Source organism: Amycolatopsis sp. TRM77291, assembly GCF_054166285.1.
In genome coordinates this window covers 6,771,377-6,786,867 of sequence record NZ_JBSZHF010000001.1, presented here as the reverse complement: position 1 = coordinate 6,786,867, position 15,491 = coordinate 6,771,377, and the positions used below count along the sequence as shown (strand labels likewise).

General features: G+C 70.0%; 14 protein-coding genes. 10 read left to right on the top strand and 4 right to left on the bottom strand.

The genetic code is table 11. The features are described 5' to 3' along the window. The first annotated feature begins 249 nt into the window (after positions 1-249). The 4 genes from lanKC to ACXIZN_RS31525 all read left to right on the top strand — a co-directional run bounded on the left by lanKC (position 250) and on the right by ACXIZN_RS31525 (position 6,500). Positions 250-2,805, top strand: coding sequence for a class III lanthionine synthetase LanKC (gene lanKC / locus ACXIZN_RS31540; protein WP_457958714.1), 2,556 nt, complete (start codon positions 250-252; stop codon positions 2,803-2,805). A gap of 39 nt (positions 2,806-2,844) precedes the next feature. Continuing rightward, complete coding sequence (locus ACXIZN_RS31535) at positions 2,845-2,988, top strand: SapB/AmfS family lanthipeptide (RefSeq protein ID WP_091598068.1); 144 nt, start codon at positions 2,845-2,847, stop codon at positions 2,986-2,988. 111 nt (positions 2,989-3,099) lie between these two features. Continuing rightward, complete coding sequence (locus ACXIZN_RS31530; RefSeq protein ID WP_457958713.1) at positions 3,100-4,767, top strand: ABC transporter ATP-binding protein; 1,668 nt, start codon at positions 3,100-3,102, stop codon at positions 4,765-4,767. Beyond that, a complete protein-coding gene (locus tag ACXIZN_RS31525) occupies positions 4,764-6,500 on the top strand; it encodes an ATP-binding cassette domain-containing protein (RefSeq protein ID WP_457958712.1) in 1,737 nt (578 codons plus the stop codon). Before ACXIZN_RS31530 ends, ACXIZN_RS31525 begins: the two co-directional genes overlap by 4 nt. Here ACXIZN_RS31525 and ACXIZN_RS31520 read toward each other — a convergent pair. Next, the gene (locus ACXIZN_RS31520; protein WP_081975695.1) at positions 6,456-6,875 is read right to left on the bottom strand and encodes an acyl-CoA thioesterase; all 420 of its coding nucleotides are present in this window, start codon (positions 6,873-6,875) and stop codon (positions 6,456-6,458) included. The genes ACXIZN_RS31525 and ACXIZN_RS31520 overlap by 45 nt on opposite strands. Then, entirely contained in the window at positions 6,869-8,101 is a 1,233-nt protein-coding gene (locus ACXIZN_RS31515; RefSeq protein WP_457958711.1) for a hydroxyacid-oxoacid transhydrogenase, read from the bottom strand. The genes ACXIZN_RS31520 and ACXIZN_RS31515 overlap by 7 nt, the downstream gene beginning before the upstream one ends. Positions 8,102-8,272: 171 nt before the next feature. Here ACXIZN_RS31515 and ACXIZN_RS31510 point away from each other — a divergent pair, with 171 nt between their 5' ends. The 4 genes from ACXIZN_RS31510 to ACXIZN_RS31495 all read left to right on the top strand — a co-directional run bounded on the left by ACXIZN_RS31510 (position 8,273) and on the right by ACXIZN_RS31495 (position 11,940). Then, positions 8,273-9,934, top strand: a complete 1,662-nt coding sequence (locus ACXIZN_RS31510) for a thiamine pyrophosphate-binding protein (RefSeq protein ID WP_267284133.1) — start codon at positions 8,273-8,275, stop codon at positions 9,932-9,934. 257 nt (positions 9,935-10,191) lie between these two features. Continuing rightward, positions 10,192-10,362: a hypothetical protein gene (locus ACXIZN_RS31505; protein ID WP_185927051.1), complete on the top strand. Its 171-nt coding sequence runs from the start codon at positions 10,192-10,194 to the stop codon at positions 10,360-10,362. Positions 10,363-10,610: 248 nt separating this feature from the next. Further along, positions 10,611-10,814, top strand: coding sequence for a cold-shock protein (locus ACXIZN_RS31500; protein ID WP_005163378.1), 204 nt, complete (start codon positions 10,611-10,613; stop codon positions 10,812-10,814). 415 nt (positions 10,815-11,229) lie between these two features. Further along, positions 11,230-11,940 carry a hypothetical protein gene (locus tag ACXIZN_RS31495; RefSeq protein ID WP_257489448.1) on the top strand — a complete coding sequence of 237 codons (711 nt, stop codon included), beginning with the start codon at positions 11,230-11,232 and terminating at the stop codon, positions 11,938-11,940. On the opposite strand, the gene ACXIZN_RS31490 is transcribed toward ACXIZN_RS31495, so the two are convergent. Then, entirely contained in the window at positions 11,910-12,572 is a 663-nt protein-coding gene (locus ACXIZN_RS31490) for a response regulator (protein WP_457958710.1), read from the bottom strand. The two genes, ACXIZN_RS31495 and ACXIZN_RS31490, sit on opposite strands and share 31 nt — an antisense overlap. After that, entirely contained in the window at positions 12,569-13,828 is a 1,260-nt protein-coding gene (locus tag ACXIZN_RS31485) for a sensor histidine kinase (RefSeq protein WP_457958709.1), read from the bottom strand. The genes ACXIZN_RS31490 and ACXIZN_RS31485 overlap by 4 nt, the downstream gene beginning before the upstream one ends. A gap of 132 nt (positions 13,829-13,960) precedes the next feature. Here ACXIZN_RS31485 and ACXIZN_RS31480 point away from each other — a divergent pair, with 132 nt between their 5' ends. Next, the gene (locus tag ACXIZN_RS31480; protein WP_457958708.1) at positions 13,961-14,644 is read left to right on the top strand and encodes a DUF998 domain-containing protein; all 684 of its coding nucleotides are present in this window, start codon (positions 13,961-13,963) and stop codon (positions 14,642-14,644) included. Further along, positions 14,595-15,467 (top strand): ATP-NAD kinase, encoded by an 873-nt coding sequence (locus ACXIZN_RS31475; protein WP_457958707.1) that lies wholly within the window; start codon positions 14,595-14,597, stop codon positions 15,465-15,467. The genes ACXIZN_RS31480 and ACXIZN_RS31475 overlap by 50 nt, the downstream gene beginning before the upstream one ends. Positions 15,468-15,491: the final 24 nt, after the last annotated feature.

Sequence of the window (15,491 nt, the reverse complement as noted above, 5' to 3'; positions counted from 1 at the left end):
CGTTGGCCACCTGGACCAGGGATTACCTCGCCGGTTCGTTCCTGTTACACACCGACCGGGTGGTTGAAATACGAGTTGATCTCACGCTGGGTACCCCTACCATTCGGTAGATTTCGAATTCACGTCCCTGAACAGCCCATCCGAACCCCCGATATGGCGGATTGGCCATAGGGGGTCCGGCGGGTGGAATATTCTCCATCGCGATGGTGCACATGGCCCATCCGATTGGTGCCAAGGAGGGGGCGCTCGATGGACGTCCGGTACGAAGCGTATTGCTTCGCCGATCCACTGTTCTTCGATGAGCAGCGGGAAACCGGGGACGCCGCCGACGATTTCGCCTCCCTGCTTCCCGCTCCCGAAGCGGGCTGGCGCACCGGAGTGCGCGGAGTGTGGCGGCTGTTGCACCCTGTTGCTCGAAACCTTCCCTTGCAGGGCTGGAAAATCCACGTTTCGGCAGTTTTGGGCAACGCCGAGCGGGTGCTCGTGAAGGTGCACGAGCATTGTGTCGAGCACGACGTGTCCTACAAGCATCTCCGCTCGCGGAGCACCCTCCTCGCGAGGAATTCGAAATACGCTCCGCGTGATGGGAGCGGTAAGTTACTGACTCTTTATCCAGCTGACAACAACGAGCTCGAGCGCGTTCTCACCGAGTTGTCGGCGAAGCTCGACGGTGAGCCGGGGGCTTACATTCTCAGTGATCTTCGGTATGGTGCCGGGCCGCTCTACGTCCGCTACGGCGGATTCGCCGAGCAATGGGTCGAACTCGACGGCAAGCGGGTCCTCGCGGTGCGCAAACCGGACGGGACGCTGGTCCCGGACAAACGCGAGCCGACCTTCTCCGTCCCCGACTGGGTGACGATTCCGGAGTTCCTCGCGCCTCATCTCGCAGCTCGCAAGAGCGGCGGCGCGGATCAGTTCCCCTATCAGGTGAAGAGCTCGCTGCACTTCTCCAACGGCGGCGGCGTGTACCTCGCCGACCGGAAGACCGACGGCGAACGGGTGGTCCTCAAGGAGGCGCGGCCGTTCGCCGGCCTCGACCGCGACGAGGTCGACGCCGTCGAACGCCTCCGCCGTGAGCACGAGGTGCTGGAGCGGTTGAAGGGCATCGACGGCATCCCCGCCACCTACGACCGCTTCACCGTCTGGGAGCACCACTTCCTGGCGATGGAGTTCATGCCCGGCGTCTCGCTGGGCAACTGGCTCGCCCGCAACTACCCGCTCACCAGGCGCGATACCACCGAGGCCGACATCGCCGCGTACACCGAACGCGCGCTGGCGCTGGTCCGGCGGGTGGAGGCGATGGTCGGCGAGGTGCACGGCCGCGGGATCGTCTTCGGCGACCTGCACTCGCTGAACATCCTGGTCGACGAAGGCACCGAAGGCACCGAAGACACGGTCTCCCTGATCGACTTCGAGATGGCGGCCGACGTCGAAAGCGGCAAACGGCCCGCCCTCGGCGCGCCCGGTTTCCGCGCCCCGCGGGACCGGAACGGCTTCGAGGTCGACGAGTACGCGCTCGCCGTCCTGAAACTGTGGATCTTCCTGCCGCTCACCACGCTCCTCGAACTCGCCCCGGCGAAGCTGCGCGGGCTCGCGGACTTCGTCCAGCAGCGTTTCGACGTGCCGGAGGGCTACGCCGACTCGATCGTCGCCGAGCTCGCGCCCCGGGACGTGCCGCCGCTGGCGAGCGCGACCGAGCTGGACCAGGACAAGCCGGACTGGGCGCTGGTGCGCAAGCAGATCACCGAGGCGATCCTCGCCAGCGCGACCCCCGAGCGCACCGACCGGCTCTTCCCCGGCGACATCGAGCAGTTCCGCGTCGGCGGAGCGTGCTTCGGCTACGGCGCGGCCGGCGTCCTCTACGCACTGAAAACGACCAGCGGCGAGCGTCACCGGGAGCACGAGCGCTGGCTGCTGGACTCGATCCGCCGCGAACCCCCGGGACGTCCGGGGTTCTACGACGGCTCGTACGGGATCGCGTACGTCCTCGAAGAACTCGGGTACCGGGACGAGGCCACCAAACTGCTGTCGGCGTCGGCGACGCTGGTCGAGCAGACCACCGACCACGGCCTGGAAGGCGGCCTGTCCGGTATCGGGCTCACCCAGCTGCACTTCGCGGTGGCCCGCAAGGACAACGAGTTCGGCAGGCAGGCGCTCGCCACCGCCGTCCGGCTCGCCGAAGCGCTCGAAACCGCCGCCCCGCCCGGCGACTTCGGCAGGGCCGGGCTGCTCAACGGCTGGTCCGGTCCGGCGCTGCTGTTCGTGCGGCTGTTCGAGCGCACCCGCGAAGAGGGCTGGTTGTCCTTCGCCGACCAGGCGCTGGAGCGGGACATCGAGGAGTGCGTCGAGTCCGACGACGGCTCGCTGCAGGTCCGCGACGGCGAGACCCGGACGTTGCCCTACGTGGGTGTCGGCAGCGCCGGGATCCTCATGGTCGCCGAGGAACTGGCGAAGCACCGTCCCGACGCGAAGGCGTTGAAGAGCCTTCCCGGCCTGCGTGAAGCGTGCCGCGGCGAGTTCGTCATCCATCCGGGTCTGCTGTTCGGCCGAGGTGGGCTGATGACCGCGCTGGCCATGGGCGCCGAACCGGACCAGCGGGTCCGCGACGCCATCGACCTGCATCTTTCCCGGCTCGCCTGGTACGCGGTGCCGTACAAGGGCGGCCTGGCGTTCCCCGGCAACCAGCTGCTGCGGCTGTCGATGGACGTCGTCACCGGCGGCGCGGGCGTCCTGCTCGCACTGGCCGCCACCCTGGACGGGAAGGCCGCGCTGCCCTTCCTGTCCTCCCGAACTGCTGTCCAGTGAGGACGGCGGACCAAGAGATAACTAGTGAAAGGGAACACCATGGAACTGGTTCTCGACCTGCAGGCTCTGGAAACCCCCGAGGTCCTCGAAGGCGGCGGCGGTGGCAGCCACGGCGGCGCGAGCAACCTCAGCCTGCTGGCCTCCTGCGCCAACAGCACCGTCAGCCTGCTGACCTGCCACTGAGTCACGGCTGAGCACTGACGGCGCGGGAGCGGCACAGGCCAAGTGCGCCGCTCCCGCGCCTTTATTCTGCCTTCCGGTTCGTCTCGTTGGGATCACGTTGTAAGGAGTGGGATGGCGGGTTCCGCCGATCGTCTGCTGGTCACCGTGACCCTGCTCGATCGCCCCCGCCTGATCGGGCTGATCCTCAGCGCGCTCGCCGGGACGGCGGCGGGACTGCTGCTGCCCGGCGCGCTCGCCGCCGCGGTGGACGCCGTGGTGGCCGGGCGGCCCAGCCTTCCCGAGGTCTCCTGGCTGATCGTCCTCGGTGTCACCGAAATCGCCGTCGGCCTGATCGGCGGCATCCTCACCGCCCGGATGACCGCGGCCGCGACCGCCTGGCTGCGCCGGAAACTCGCCGACCGTTATCTCGCACTCGGCACCCGATCGGCCTTCGCCGACGGCGACGCGATCAGCAGGCTCACCGGTGACTGCACCGGAGCGGGCATGGTCGCCTCGGTCGTCGTCCAGCTCGGGTCGACCACCCTGATCTCCGGCGGAGCGGTCGTCCTGCTCGCGCTGATGGACTGGCGGCTCGCGCTCGTCTTCCTCGGCAGCATCCCGTTCGCCCTGATGCTCGCGCGCACCCATCTGAGGAACACCGCCGACGACGTCCTGACCTATCAAGAGGTGTCCGGCGAACTCGCGGCCAGGATGGTCGACGCGGTCGCCGGCCTCCGCACGATCGCCGCGTCGGGCACCGCCGACCGCGAGGCCGAACGGGTGCTGCGGCCCCTGCCGAAAATGAGCCTCGCCGGCCGCGGGATGTGGCGGACGCAGGCCAGGATGGTGTGGCGCTCCGGGCTGCTGTTGCCCGCGGTGGAAATCGCGGTGCTCGCCGCCGCCGGTTTCGGTGTGCTGGAAGGCAGGCTGACCGTCGGCCAGGTCCTCGCGGCGCTCGGCTACGTCGCGCTTGGCATGGGGCTGATCACCCAGATACCGTTGCTCACCACACTTTCCCGCGCGCGGTCGTGCGCGCGGCGGATCAACGAGGTGCTGGACTCGCCGGTCCCCGAACCGGGCGACCTCGGTGTCGTCCCCGGCCGGGGCACGCTCGAACTGCGCGGCGTCACCGTCGAAGGCGCGTTGGCCGACGTCGACCTGCTCGTGCCGGGCGGCCGGTTCACCGCGGTCGTCGGGCGCTCCGGGGCGGGGAAGTCCGCGCTGGTCAACGTCCTCGGCGGACTGCTCAGCCCGGACGAAGGAGCGGCGTTGCTCGACGGCCGCCCGCTGGAGCGGCTGCGGCCGAACGAGCTCCGCGCGGTGGTCGGGTTCGCCTTCGAACGGCCCGCGCTGCTCGGGGCGACCATCGGTGACGCCGTCGGCTACGGCTCGTGGGCAGGCGAGGCCGCCGTGCGCGCCGCCTGCCGGTCCGCCCAGGTCGACGACCTGATCGTCCGGCTGGCGGACGGCTACCGGACGCCGCTTTCGGAGACACCGCTGTCCGGCGGGGAGGCGCAGCGGATCGGGCTGGCGCGCGCGATCGCGCACGCGCCGCGGGTGCTCATCCTCGACGACGCCACCGCCAGCCTCGACACGGTCACCGAAGCCGCGGTCGAAGAGGCGATCGAACGCACGCTCCCCGGCCGGACCCGGGTGGTGGTGACGCATCGCGCGGCCACCGCGTCGCGGGCGGACACGGTGGTGTGGCTGGAAGACGGCCGCGTCCGCGCGGTCGGCGCGCACGACGAGCTGTGGCGGGATCCGGCTTATCAGGCGGTTTTCACCGAGGGCGCGCAATGAGCGTCTGGGGGCTCTACCGCTCGGCGCTGGCCGGGCAGTGGCGCGGCGGGCTGGTCCTGCTGGCCTGCTCCGTATTGGAAAGCGCGCCCGCGTTCTTGTCCGGTCGCCTGGTCGAACTCGCGGTTGACGAGGGGTTTGCCGCGGGTCGGCCAGGCACCGGACTGCGTTGGCTCGCGATCTTCGGGCTGGTCGCCGTGATCGGCGCGTTCGGTTCACGGCTGGTGTGGCATCAGCTCGGCAAGGTCGTCGAGCCGCTGCGCGACGCGCTGGTGACGGCCGTCGTCCGCGGGGTCCTGCACGACCCCGCGCCGCCGCGGAACCAGCCGGACGCCAGCGGCGTCGCCCGCATCACCCAGCACGTCGAAGTCGTCCGCGACGCCACGGCAGGGCTGCTGGTGCAAGCGCGCGGGATGATCGTGACGACGGTGGCGGCGCTGGCCGGGCTGTTCACCGTCGCCGGTTCGCTCGCGCTGATCGTCGCGATCCCGGTGGTGGTCGCGGTCGCGGTGTTCGCCTGCCTGCTCCCGTCACTCGCTCGCCGTCAGCGCGCGCTGGCGCTGGCCGACGAGCGGACCGCCGAGGTCGCGGGCGCGTCGCTGTCCGGGATGCGCGACGTCGTCGCCTGCGGCGCGGAACCGCTTGCCGCACTGGAGCTCTACGACGCCATCGACACGCAGGCCGCGGCGGCCGTGCGGGTGGCGCGGTCCGGGGCGGCCAGGACGGTGGTGATCGCGACCGGCGGGTTCGTGCCGCTGCTCCTGGCGTTGCTGGTGGCGCCGGGCATGGTCAGGGACGGGGTGCTCACCGCCGGCGCCGCGCTCGGCGCGCTCGTCTACCTCGCGACGACGATGCAGCCGGCGTTGCGCGGGCTGGCCGCGACCGCGAGCACCGTGGTGCTGCGGTTGATCGTCGCGCTGCGGCGGCTGGCGGAGACCGCGCAGGCCGAACCGGAACCCGACGGCACGGCCGAACCCGACGGGACCGCGATCTACGTGCGCGACCTGACCTTCAGCTGGGGCGCGGCGGCGCAGCCGGTGGTGCGTGGGCTCGACCTGCACCTGCGGCCCGGCGAACGGCTCGCGGTCGTGGGGCCGAGCGGTATCGGCAAGTCGACCTTGGCCGGTCTCCTGACCGGCATGCTCGAACCGCAGGGTGGCCGGGTGCTGCTCGGCGGCGTGCCGGTCCGGGAGGTGCCGTCGGCGCTGCGGCACCGGATGATCGCGCTGATCCCGCAGGAGGCCTACGTCTTCGCGGGGTCGGTGCGGGACAACGTCGGCCTGTTCGCGCAGACCGCGATGGACCGCGAACTCCTGGCGGCGGTGGCGGCCGTCGGGGCGGAACCGCTGGTCACGCGGCTGGGCGGGCTCGACGGCGAGATCGGGCACGGCACGCTGTCCGCCGGAGAGGCGCAGCTGATCGCGCTCGCGCGCGTCTACGCGAGCGAAGCGGGCGTCGTCATCCTCGACGAGGCGACGTCGCACCTCGACCCGCCCGCCGAAGCCCGCGCGGAACGGGCGTTCGCCGAGCGGGGCGGGGTGCTGGTGGTGATCGCGCACCGGCTGTCGTCGGCGTTGCGCGCGGACCGGGTCCTGGTGATGGACGGCAAGGAGACCGCCCTCGGCACCCATCTCGAACTCATGGACCGGTCCACGCGCTACGCCCAGCTCATGCACGCGTGGTCGCCGCGGCTACCCCAGCCCAGTGCGCAGTTCTTCCAGCGCGCTCCGGAGTAGACCTTCGACGGGAACCGGCCGCCTGGACTCGCGATCGACGAAGACGTGCACGAAATGGCCTTCCGCGATCACCGTCTCCTTCGAGTACATCCCGACCTCGTAGCGGACGCTGGACCGGCCGAGGTGGCCGACCCGCAGGCCGACCTCGAGTTCCCCCGGGAACGACACCGAAGCGTGGTACTTGCACTGCGATTCCACGCACAACCCGATGACCTCACCGGTCTCGATGTCCAGGCCGCCGCGTTCGATCAGCCACGTGTTGATCACGGTGTCCATCACCGAGTAGTGGACGACGTTGTTGACGTGCCCGTAGACGTCGTTGTCCTTCCACCGCAACGGAACCGTCTGCCAGTGCGGGTACTCGGCGTTCACCACAGCGTCACCGATTCCCGCAGGATGACGGCGAGATCCGCTTCGGACGCCTCGCGCGGCGCCGTCGCCAGCAGCCGTTGTTGTTTCACCGTGCCGGAAACCAGTGAGTCCACATCGGACTCGCTGTATCCGACGGCGCCGATCCCGTTGGGGATCCCGATCTCCCGCATGATCTGCCCCAGCACCGCGGGCAGGTGCTCCCGCAGATCGCCCGGCCATTCGTAGTCCGGCGCGAGCAGCCGGGCCACCCGGATGTGCCGGTCCGGCGCGGCGTCGAAGGTGAACCGGAACGCCGCCGGCGCCGTCAGCGAGACGGCCATCCCGTGCGGCACCATCGCTTCGTCGCCCGGATACCCGGACGGATGGAAGTCCCGGACCTGCCCGGCGATCGGATACGCGTTGGCGTGCGGGATATGCACGCCGGCGTTGCCGAAGCCGAGCCCGGCGAACGTCGCCGCGAGCGCCATCGCCTCGCGCGCCTTCATGTCGGAGCCGTCCCGCACGGCGGCGGGCAGCGCCCACGACAGCAGCCGCAGCGACTGCTCGGCGAACATGTCGGCCAGCGGATTCGAGCCACAGTAAGGGACCCGGTCCTCCGGGCGCTTCCGGTCGAACTCGGTGTACGGCTTGGCCGTGTAGCTCTCCGCGGCGTGGCAGAGGATGTCCATCCCGCTCGCGGCGGTCACCTCCGGCGGCTGCGAGACCGTCAGCCGCGGGTCGACCACGGCGAGGCTCGGCCGCATCCGGAGATGGCTGATGCCGCTCTTCACGCGCAGTGACAACACGTCCAGCACGCAGACCGTGGTGCTCTCCGAACCCGTCCCGGTGGTGGTCGGCACCGCGACCAGCGGTTTCAGCGGCGCGCTCGGCGCGCGGCCGCCGCCGACCGGCGCGTTGACGTAGTCCATCAGGTCGCCGTCGTTGCTGGTCAACAGGTTCACCGCCTTGGCGGTGTCGATGGCCGACCCGCCACCCACGGCGACGAAGGCGTCCCACTCGCCCTGCCCGCGGGCGAAGTCGACGGCCTTCCGCATGCTGACGTCGGTCGGCTCGACGTGCACGCCGTCGAAGACGACGGCTTCGATGCCATAGGTCCCGATACCTTCGGCGATCCGTTGTGGCCAGCCCGTCGCGGCGACGCCCGCGTCGGTCAGGACGAGCACGCGGCGCGCGCCGTACTGGGTGAGGTCGTAGCCGATCTCGTCGCTCGACCCGGTGCCGTACTTCAAGGCCGGCGCCCCGTAAGTGAAAACAGTTTCACGTCCGGCGGTGGCTGAGGTCACGTTTTCGTGCTCCCTTGCTCGAACACGTTCCGAATATCGGACATTCCGCCGCTCCGGGGTTGCCGGAATCGGAAGATCGCTTGACGGCACCGATCACCGCCCGCCTAAGCTCTTCTCATTAGATACCAACCGGGAGCGTCCGTCGCCCAGACGGCCGTGCGGATCCTGACCGAGGCGCAGATCCACCGCGTGTACGCGGTGGTGGGTGAGTCCTTCCTGGATCTGCTCGACGCGCTGCAACGCGAGCGTTCGATCACCTTCGTCTCGGCGAGGCACGACTCCGGCGCGGCCTTCATGGCCGAGGCCGAAGGCAAGCTGACCGAGCACCCCGCGGTGCTGCTGGCCGGCCGCGGCCCGAGCGCGGCGAACCTCGCGATCGGCGTCTCCACGGCGTACCAGGACGAGAGCCCGATGGTCGTCCTCCTGGAGAACCCGCCGCAGGATCCCGGGCCGACGAGCGAGCTGCCCACCGCCGACCTCACCGCGATGTTCGAGCCGATCTCGAAGTGGACGGGCCGCGCGGAATCGCCGGACGAGGTCCCCGGCCTGCTGGTCGAGGCGCTGACCCGCTGCCGGGAAGGGCGGCCGGGGCCCACCGTCGTCGCCGTCCCCGCCGACTTCTGGGGGGTCCCGTTCGATTCGGCCAAACCGGTGGCCGCCGTGCGCCCGCCCGCCACCGGCGCGCTCGGCCGGACCGCCGAGGCGGTCGCGCAGCTGGTCGACGAGGCCCGCTACCCGGTGGTGATCGTCGGCGGCCGGGCCCGCGCCGCGCGGGACGAGCTGATCGCCGTCGCCGACGAGCTCGCGTTGCCGGTGTACAACGCGTTCCGCCGCCAGGACGCCTTCCCCGAGAACCACGCGCGCTACGCCGGCCACCTCGGCATCGGCATCCCCGCGCGGCAGCTCGACGCGCTGGAGCGCGCGGACCTCGTGCTCGCGCTGGGCACGCAGCTCGACGAGGTCACCACCCAGTCCTTCCGCTACCCGACGCCGTCGCAGACGCTGGTGCTGGTCGGCACGGGGATCGAGCCCGCCCGCCGCGGTGGGCTGACGTTCCGGGTCGACTCCGAGGTCGAGCCTTTCCTGCGTGAACTGCGCAATGTCGCCTCGCCACGGCAGCGGCGCGCGTCGGCAGCGAACGCCGCCGTGCACACCTTCATGACACCGCCCGACACGAGCGGCGCCACCCGTGTCCACCCCGCCGACGTCATCCGGGCGGTGCGCAAACTCGCGCCCGAGGACGCGATCGTGACCAGCGACGCGGGCAACTTCGCCCAGTTCATGCACCGCTACTGGTGTTTCACCGCGCCGCGCAGCCAGCTCGGCCCGAGCAACGCGGCCATGGGGTACGCGGTCCCCGCGGCGGTCGCGGCGAAACTCGCCGAACCACGCCGGACGGTGATCGCGATGGCGGGCGACGGCGGCGCGCTCATGACCGGGCAGGAGATCGAGACCGCCGTCCGCTACCGCGTTCCGGTGACCGTCCTGGTGTTCCAGAACGGAGTGCACGGCCCGCTCGCCGTGCATCAGGCGCGTAAGCACGGGCGGCTTTCGGGCGTCACCGTCCCCATCACCGACTTCGCGTCGTGGGCACGCGGGCTCGGCGCCGCCGGGTACACCGTCGACGACCGGGAAGAGCTGGAGCCGATCATCGCGAGCGCGCTGGTGCGGCAACGGCCGTGCGTGATCGACATCAGGACGGATCCGGACGTGGTGACCCCGGACATCCGCCTGACGAGCCTGCTGGGCGCCGCGAGGCCGCAGCAAGGCGGCCAGTAGGGGCCGCCGCGCCGGACGCCCGGGCGGTACTTTTTCTCAGGGGATACACAGAAACCCTTGTGGAGCCGCCTTCACCTGCTCCAAAGGGTGGGAAACCGGTGACGACTCGGCCGACTTTCGGTCGCGGAGACCGGATTTTGTCGGTCGGCCGTGGCACAATCGCCGCAACACCGAGGGTCCGATATGGACCGGAGCGATCACCGGTGAAGTTGTTGGCACGCAGTACTTAGAGCGTTGTGTTGACACTGGGAGAAAACATGGCTGACGAAACGAAGCCACAGGACAAGTCCGTTTCCGGCGTGGTGCCGGTGCAGTTCAGCGCGGACGCCGAGACCCACGACATCGCCGTCGTGGCCACGAACCGGGAGGCGTTGCGCCGTTCGCCGTTCGGCACCGAGGTGCCCCTGCGCGCCGCCAGCGGCGAATAGCCCGGTCGGCGGAGGCCTCGCCGGGAGAGGTACAGTGCGGCTGCGCACACCAGGGTGAAGACGCTTGTCGGCCTGCGTGAGGTGTGCTTTACTGATTCAGGTCTCGTTTTTTGTGTTCGTGTTGGTTCACGCTCGCAGAACTCAGCGGGCGTAGTGTCTCCTCGTGTTTCCGGGGAAGCAAACCGTCTGGTCAAGACCCGGGCTGCCGACGTGGCTTCCTGTTTGTTTGTGTTGCATATGGAGATTTTATGACTCAGGGCACTGTGAAGTGGTTCAACTCCGAGAAGGGGTTCGGCTTCATCACTCCCGACAACGGCGGCGGCGACGTCTTCGTGCACTACAGCGAGATCAAGGGCAACGGCTTCCGTACCCTCGAGGAGAACGCCCGCGTGGAGTTCGAGATCGGGCAGGGCGCGAAGGGTCCGCAGGCCACCTCGGTCACCGTGATCTGATCCAAGCTTTCCAAGCAGGGCCGCCTCCCCTCGGGGAGGCGGCCCTGCTGCTTTTCCGGGCTCGTGACGGTTCCAGCCAAGGGTGTCTTGGGTACCCACTGGCTCCCGGCCGCCGTTGATCTCGGGTCCTGGGTTCTGGCCGGGGGTCGCGAAAGCCACTCTCGAGACATCTGGTGTCCCGAAAGTGGCTTTCGCGACACGGTCACCAGGCCTTTCGCGGACCCCGGCCCAGCACCAGCACGACCACGGGCAGTACATGATGGCCTCCTTCCTTGCGCCAGGCGCAAGGAAGGAGGCCATCATGTACTCACGGTCGGCCCTGACCGTCCTCGTGGTCTGATCCTGACGAAAGTCGAGGCTTCCGCCTGACCTTCGCCCGCTGCCCCGTGCCGTTCCCATCGGCGACGCTTTCGCCATGAACGGGAAAACCGGCCGATGGATCGGCGGAGTGGCACTGATTCTCGCCCCGCTCGTGTGGTGCGCGGGCCTGTTGCTGCGGCATCTGGTGCTCAAGGACTTCACGCCGGAGCAAGTCGCGTGGTTCGACCAGCAGCCCTTCGCCGCGCCTGGACAGCTGGCCGCCTACGCCGCGAACCCGGGCTTCGTGACGGCCGCGTACTCGCTCTTCCTGCTCGGAGCGGTCCTCCTGCTGCCGGCTTTCCTGATGCTGGCGAAAATCGTCGCGGCGAAGGCGCCGGCGTTGGCCGCGTGGGGATTCCTGCTGCTCGCGTTCGGTTTGTTCGCACGGGTCTACTTCGCCGGCGTCGAGCTGACGGCGTTCGAGCTCGTCGACAAGCTCGGTCTGGACCACGCGACGAAGCTGGTGATGGACGACTACGTCGACCTGTCCTACGGGTTGTGGCGGATCCCGGTCACCGCGTCGGTCGGCCAATACGCCGGCGGGCTGCTGCTGGCCATCGGGGCGTTCCGGGCGGGCACCTTCGGCATCGTGCGGGCGCTGCTGTTCCTCTGGCCGTGCACGCTCTGGATGGGAGTACTGAAGGAAAGCGAGCTCCTGAGCGTCTTCACCGCGGTCGCCCTCGGCCTGGCGCTAGTCCCGCTCGGCGTCCGCGTCCTGACGAGGCCCGCCGACCGTCAGGCGGGGGAGACGAGCCCCGCCTCGTAGGCGAGCACGATCGCCTGTGCCCGGTCCCGTAACCCGAGTTTCGCCAGTATCCGGCCGACATACGTCTTGATGGTCTGTGCCGAGAGCACCAGATCCGCGGCGATCTCCGGATTGGACCGTCCTTTGGCGATCAACCGCAGCACTTCCCGTTCGCGTTCGGTGAGCACGTCGAACCTGGCCGGGGACGGCCGCGGAGCCGGTGCGCTCGCCACGAAGTTCGCGATGAGCCGCTTCGTGACGGCGGGGGAGAGCAACGCGTCACCGGCGGCGACCACTTCGATGGCGTTGATCAGTTCGGCCGACGGCGCGTCCTTCAGCAGGAATCCGCTCGCGCCCGCCCGCAGTGCCTCGTAGACGTAATCGTCCAGATGGAACGTCGTCAGGACGAGCACTTTCGGCTTCTCGCCGTCACCTTCGAGCAGCCGCCTGGTCGCTTCGAGCCCGTCCATCACCGGCATCCGGATGTCCATCAGGACGACGTCCGGTGGCGTGGCCAGCGCGGCGAGGTTCGCGAGCGCCGCGACCCCGTCGCCTGCCTGGCCCACCACGTCCAGACCCGGTTGCGCGTTCAGCAGGCCGGCGAAGCTCTCCCGCACCAGGGCCTGGTCGTCGACGATGAAAACGGTCGTCACGCGTCGCCCACCCCCGGGAGATCCAGCTTGACGGCCACGCGGAAACCGCCGTCGGTCCGCGGTCCCGCCTCGTGGGAACCGCCGATCAGGGTAACGCGTTCGGCGATCCCGGCGAGGCCGGTGCCGTCACCGGCCGAAGGTGCGGCAGGCCTCGTGGGCGGCCCGTTCTCGACGAGGATTTCGAGCCCGTCGGGTCCTCGCCGCACCTCGACGTCCACTTCCGCCCCCGGGCTGTGCCGTGCCGCGTTGCTCAGCGCCTCCTGGAGAATCCGGTACGCGGCGAGTTCGATCAGGGCGGGAACGTCATCGCAAGCGGAGATCTCCGCGCGGATGCCGATCCCGGAGGCCCGGCAGCCGTCGATCAGCGACGGCACCTCCGCGAGCCCCGGCTGCGGTTCGTGCTCGGGCTCGGCCTCCGTGTCACGCAGTACGCCGACCAGCCGCCGGGCCTCGTCGAGCGCTTCCCGCGCCGCGACCCCGATGGCACGGAACTCCTCCTCCGCGGCCTCGGACACGTCCGGGACGCGGTAGCGCGCACTGTCGGTCCGCAGCGCGATCAGGGAGAGGTGATGGCCGATGATGTCGTGCAGTTCCCTGGCGATCAACGCGCGTTCCTGCAGCGAAGCCCGTTTCGCCCGCTCCTCGACCGTCGTGCGCTCGGCCGCGTCGACCTGCTCCAGCGCGCGGCGGCGTTGCTGCATCCCGTATCCGGCCGCGATGGTCGCGGCGACCACGATCAACGACCACACCAGGGTCTTCGTGCCCGCGCGCGGTAGCTGCGCGACGCCGACCCCGACGGCCAGCGTCACGGCGATGATCGAGATCCCTTTGCCCTGTCCGGGTTTCGTGCGGGCGAGCGTCATCGCGAGCACCGGGAGATACGGCAGGACGTGGACCTGCAACGGCCAGTCCGACAGGCTCGGGCCGAACAGCGTGGGACCGGCGGGGAAGAGGACCGCGATGATCGCGCAGACCATCCCCGCCGCCGCCACCCGGACGGCGGTCAGCGGGCGTTTGACGACCAGCAACGGCGGCACGATCTGCAGGGCCAGCAGGAAGAAGACCAGCGGCGCGCTGTTACCGCCGAGGTAACGCGCCCAGGTGCCGTAGGTCAGGCCCACCAGCACCACGAGCGCGGATCCGGCGAAGAGCGTCTTCACCCAGACCGGGCCGCGCCACCAGGCCGACGGCGGTTCCAGATCGGCGTCGCGTCCGGTGAGGAGCGCCCACCCCAGTGAACCGCCGTACGAATCCATGGCTCGACGCTAACGACGCCGCGGACCGGGCACATCCCCTCGTGGGGGACACCGGGAGTCCCCCACGAGGTGACGCGCACTGCTCGCCCGGGCGGGATGTGCCGGACGGCGCCCCGCGGTCAGGCTCGGTCCATGAACGACATCAGAGTGCTGATCAGGCTGTCCGCGTACGCCTGGCTGGCGGCGGGGTTGGTCATCGCGGTCTACGTCGAGATCGTCAACGCCGGCGCGGTCGATCCGCTCGCCGCCACCTTCAGCGAGTACGTCCACGTCGGCCAGGGCACGCGGCTCGTCGGGGTCGCCATGCTGGCCGTCGGCTTCGGCGCGCTGACCATCGCGGGCGGCGTCCGCCTGTCCGGCACGGTGTGGGCGGCCAGGCTCGTCGCCTTGTCCGGTGTCGCGCTGTGCGTGCTCGCGGTGTTCCCGCAGGAGCCGATGGACCAGCCGCTGACCTGGCACGGCGCGATCCACCGGCACGCCGCGCTCGTCGCTTTCGCCGCGTTACCGCTGGCAGGACTGGTCCTCGGGACGGCCAAGCGGCTGTCCTACGCCACCTTGGCCGCCCTGGTGGTCTTCGTCGCGACGTTCCTGGTCGACGCCCGCGCGGTGAGCGGATTGGCCGAACGGGTCCTGCTGATCCTCGAACTCGCGCTGCTGGTCGCCCTCACCCGCCGTGGTGGCTTTGCGATGCAACCTCGTGCAACTCTTTCTTTCGCGGCCCGGACGACGTTTCCTTGTAGTGACTTGGCGCGGCAGCGGAGGACATGTGGGCGAAGCGGTTGCGGGGATCGTGGCGAACCCTGCTTCGGAGCGTGACATCCAGAGCCTGCGTTCGGCACTGAGGGTGGCCGGCGTCGGCCGCGTGATGGTGTGGACCGACGCGGGGAAGATCATCGGCACCGTCCGCCGGATGGTGGACGCGGGCGCGAGCGTGATCATCTGTCTCGGCAACGCGACCATGCTGCGCGCGGCCGCGGCCGCCTGTGGTGACGTGCCGCTGCTGATGCTGCCTGCCGGAGGCGCCGACGAGTCCGCCGTCGCCGGGCTCGCCGCCGGGCTGGTGGCCACCCATCAGGTGGACACGGACCTGGTCACGAACCGCGCGACCGTGCTCGAGGTCGTCACGAAGGCCCGCCGCGAGATCGCGCTGACCGACGTCAGCGTGTGCTCGGAGAGCCGGTGGGATCCCGCGTCGCTGACCGAGCTGTACTGCACGTTCGCCGTCCCGGACGGAGTCGGGCTGTCGAGTATCCCCGGGCGGCTGTGCCCCAGCCCGAAGTCCACTGTGGACGGTGTCGCGGTCTCGCTCGGGCCGGTCGACGAGACGCCGTACGTCGTCCAGGCGCCGATCGCGCCCGGCGAGGTCCGGGCGGTGGGTGTCCGCGGCTGGAGCGTGCTGCACGCGGGCGTCCGTGTCGACCTCGCCGCCGCCGGCGGCTCCATCGCACTCGACGGCCAACCGCATTTCGTGCTCAAGCCGGGAGAGAGCGCTTTCGTGGAGTTGAAGCCCGATGGTCCCTGGTGCGTCGACGTCCGCGCCGTGATGGCCGAGGCCACCCGGACCGGGCTGCTGCTGGGCCGGAAGCCCGCGGAGGTCCTGCCAAGGCCCCGCCTCGTGGACGCACCCTTCCCCGGGTAAGCCGCGCCCAGGTCACAGAGACCT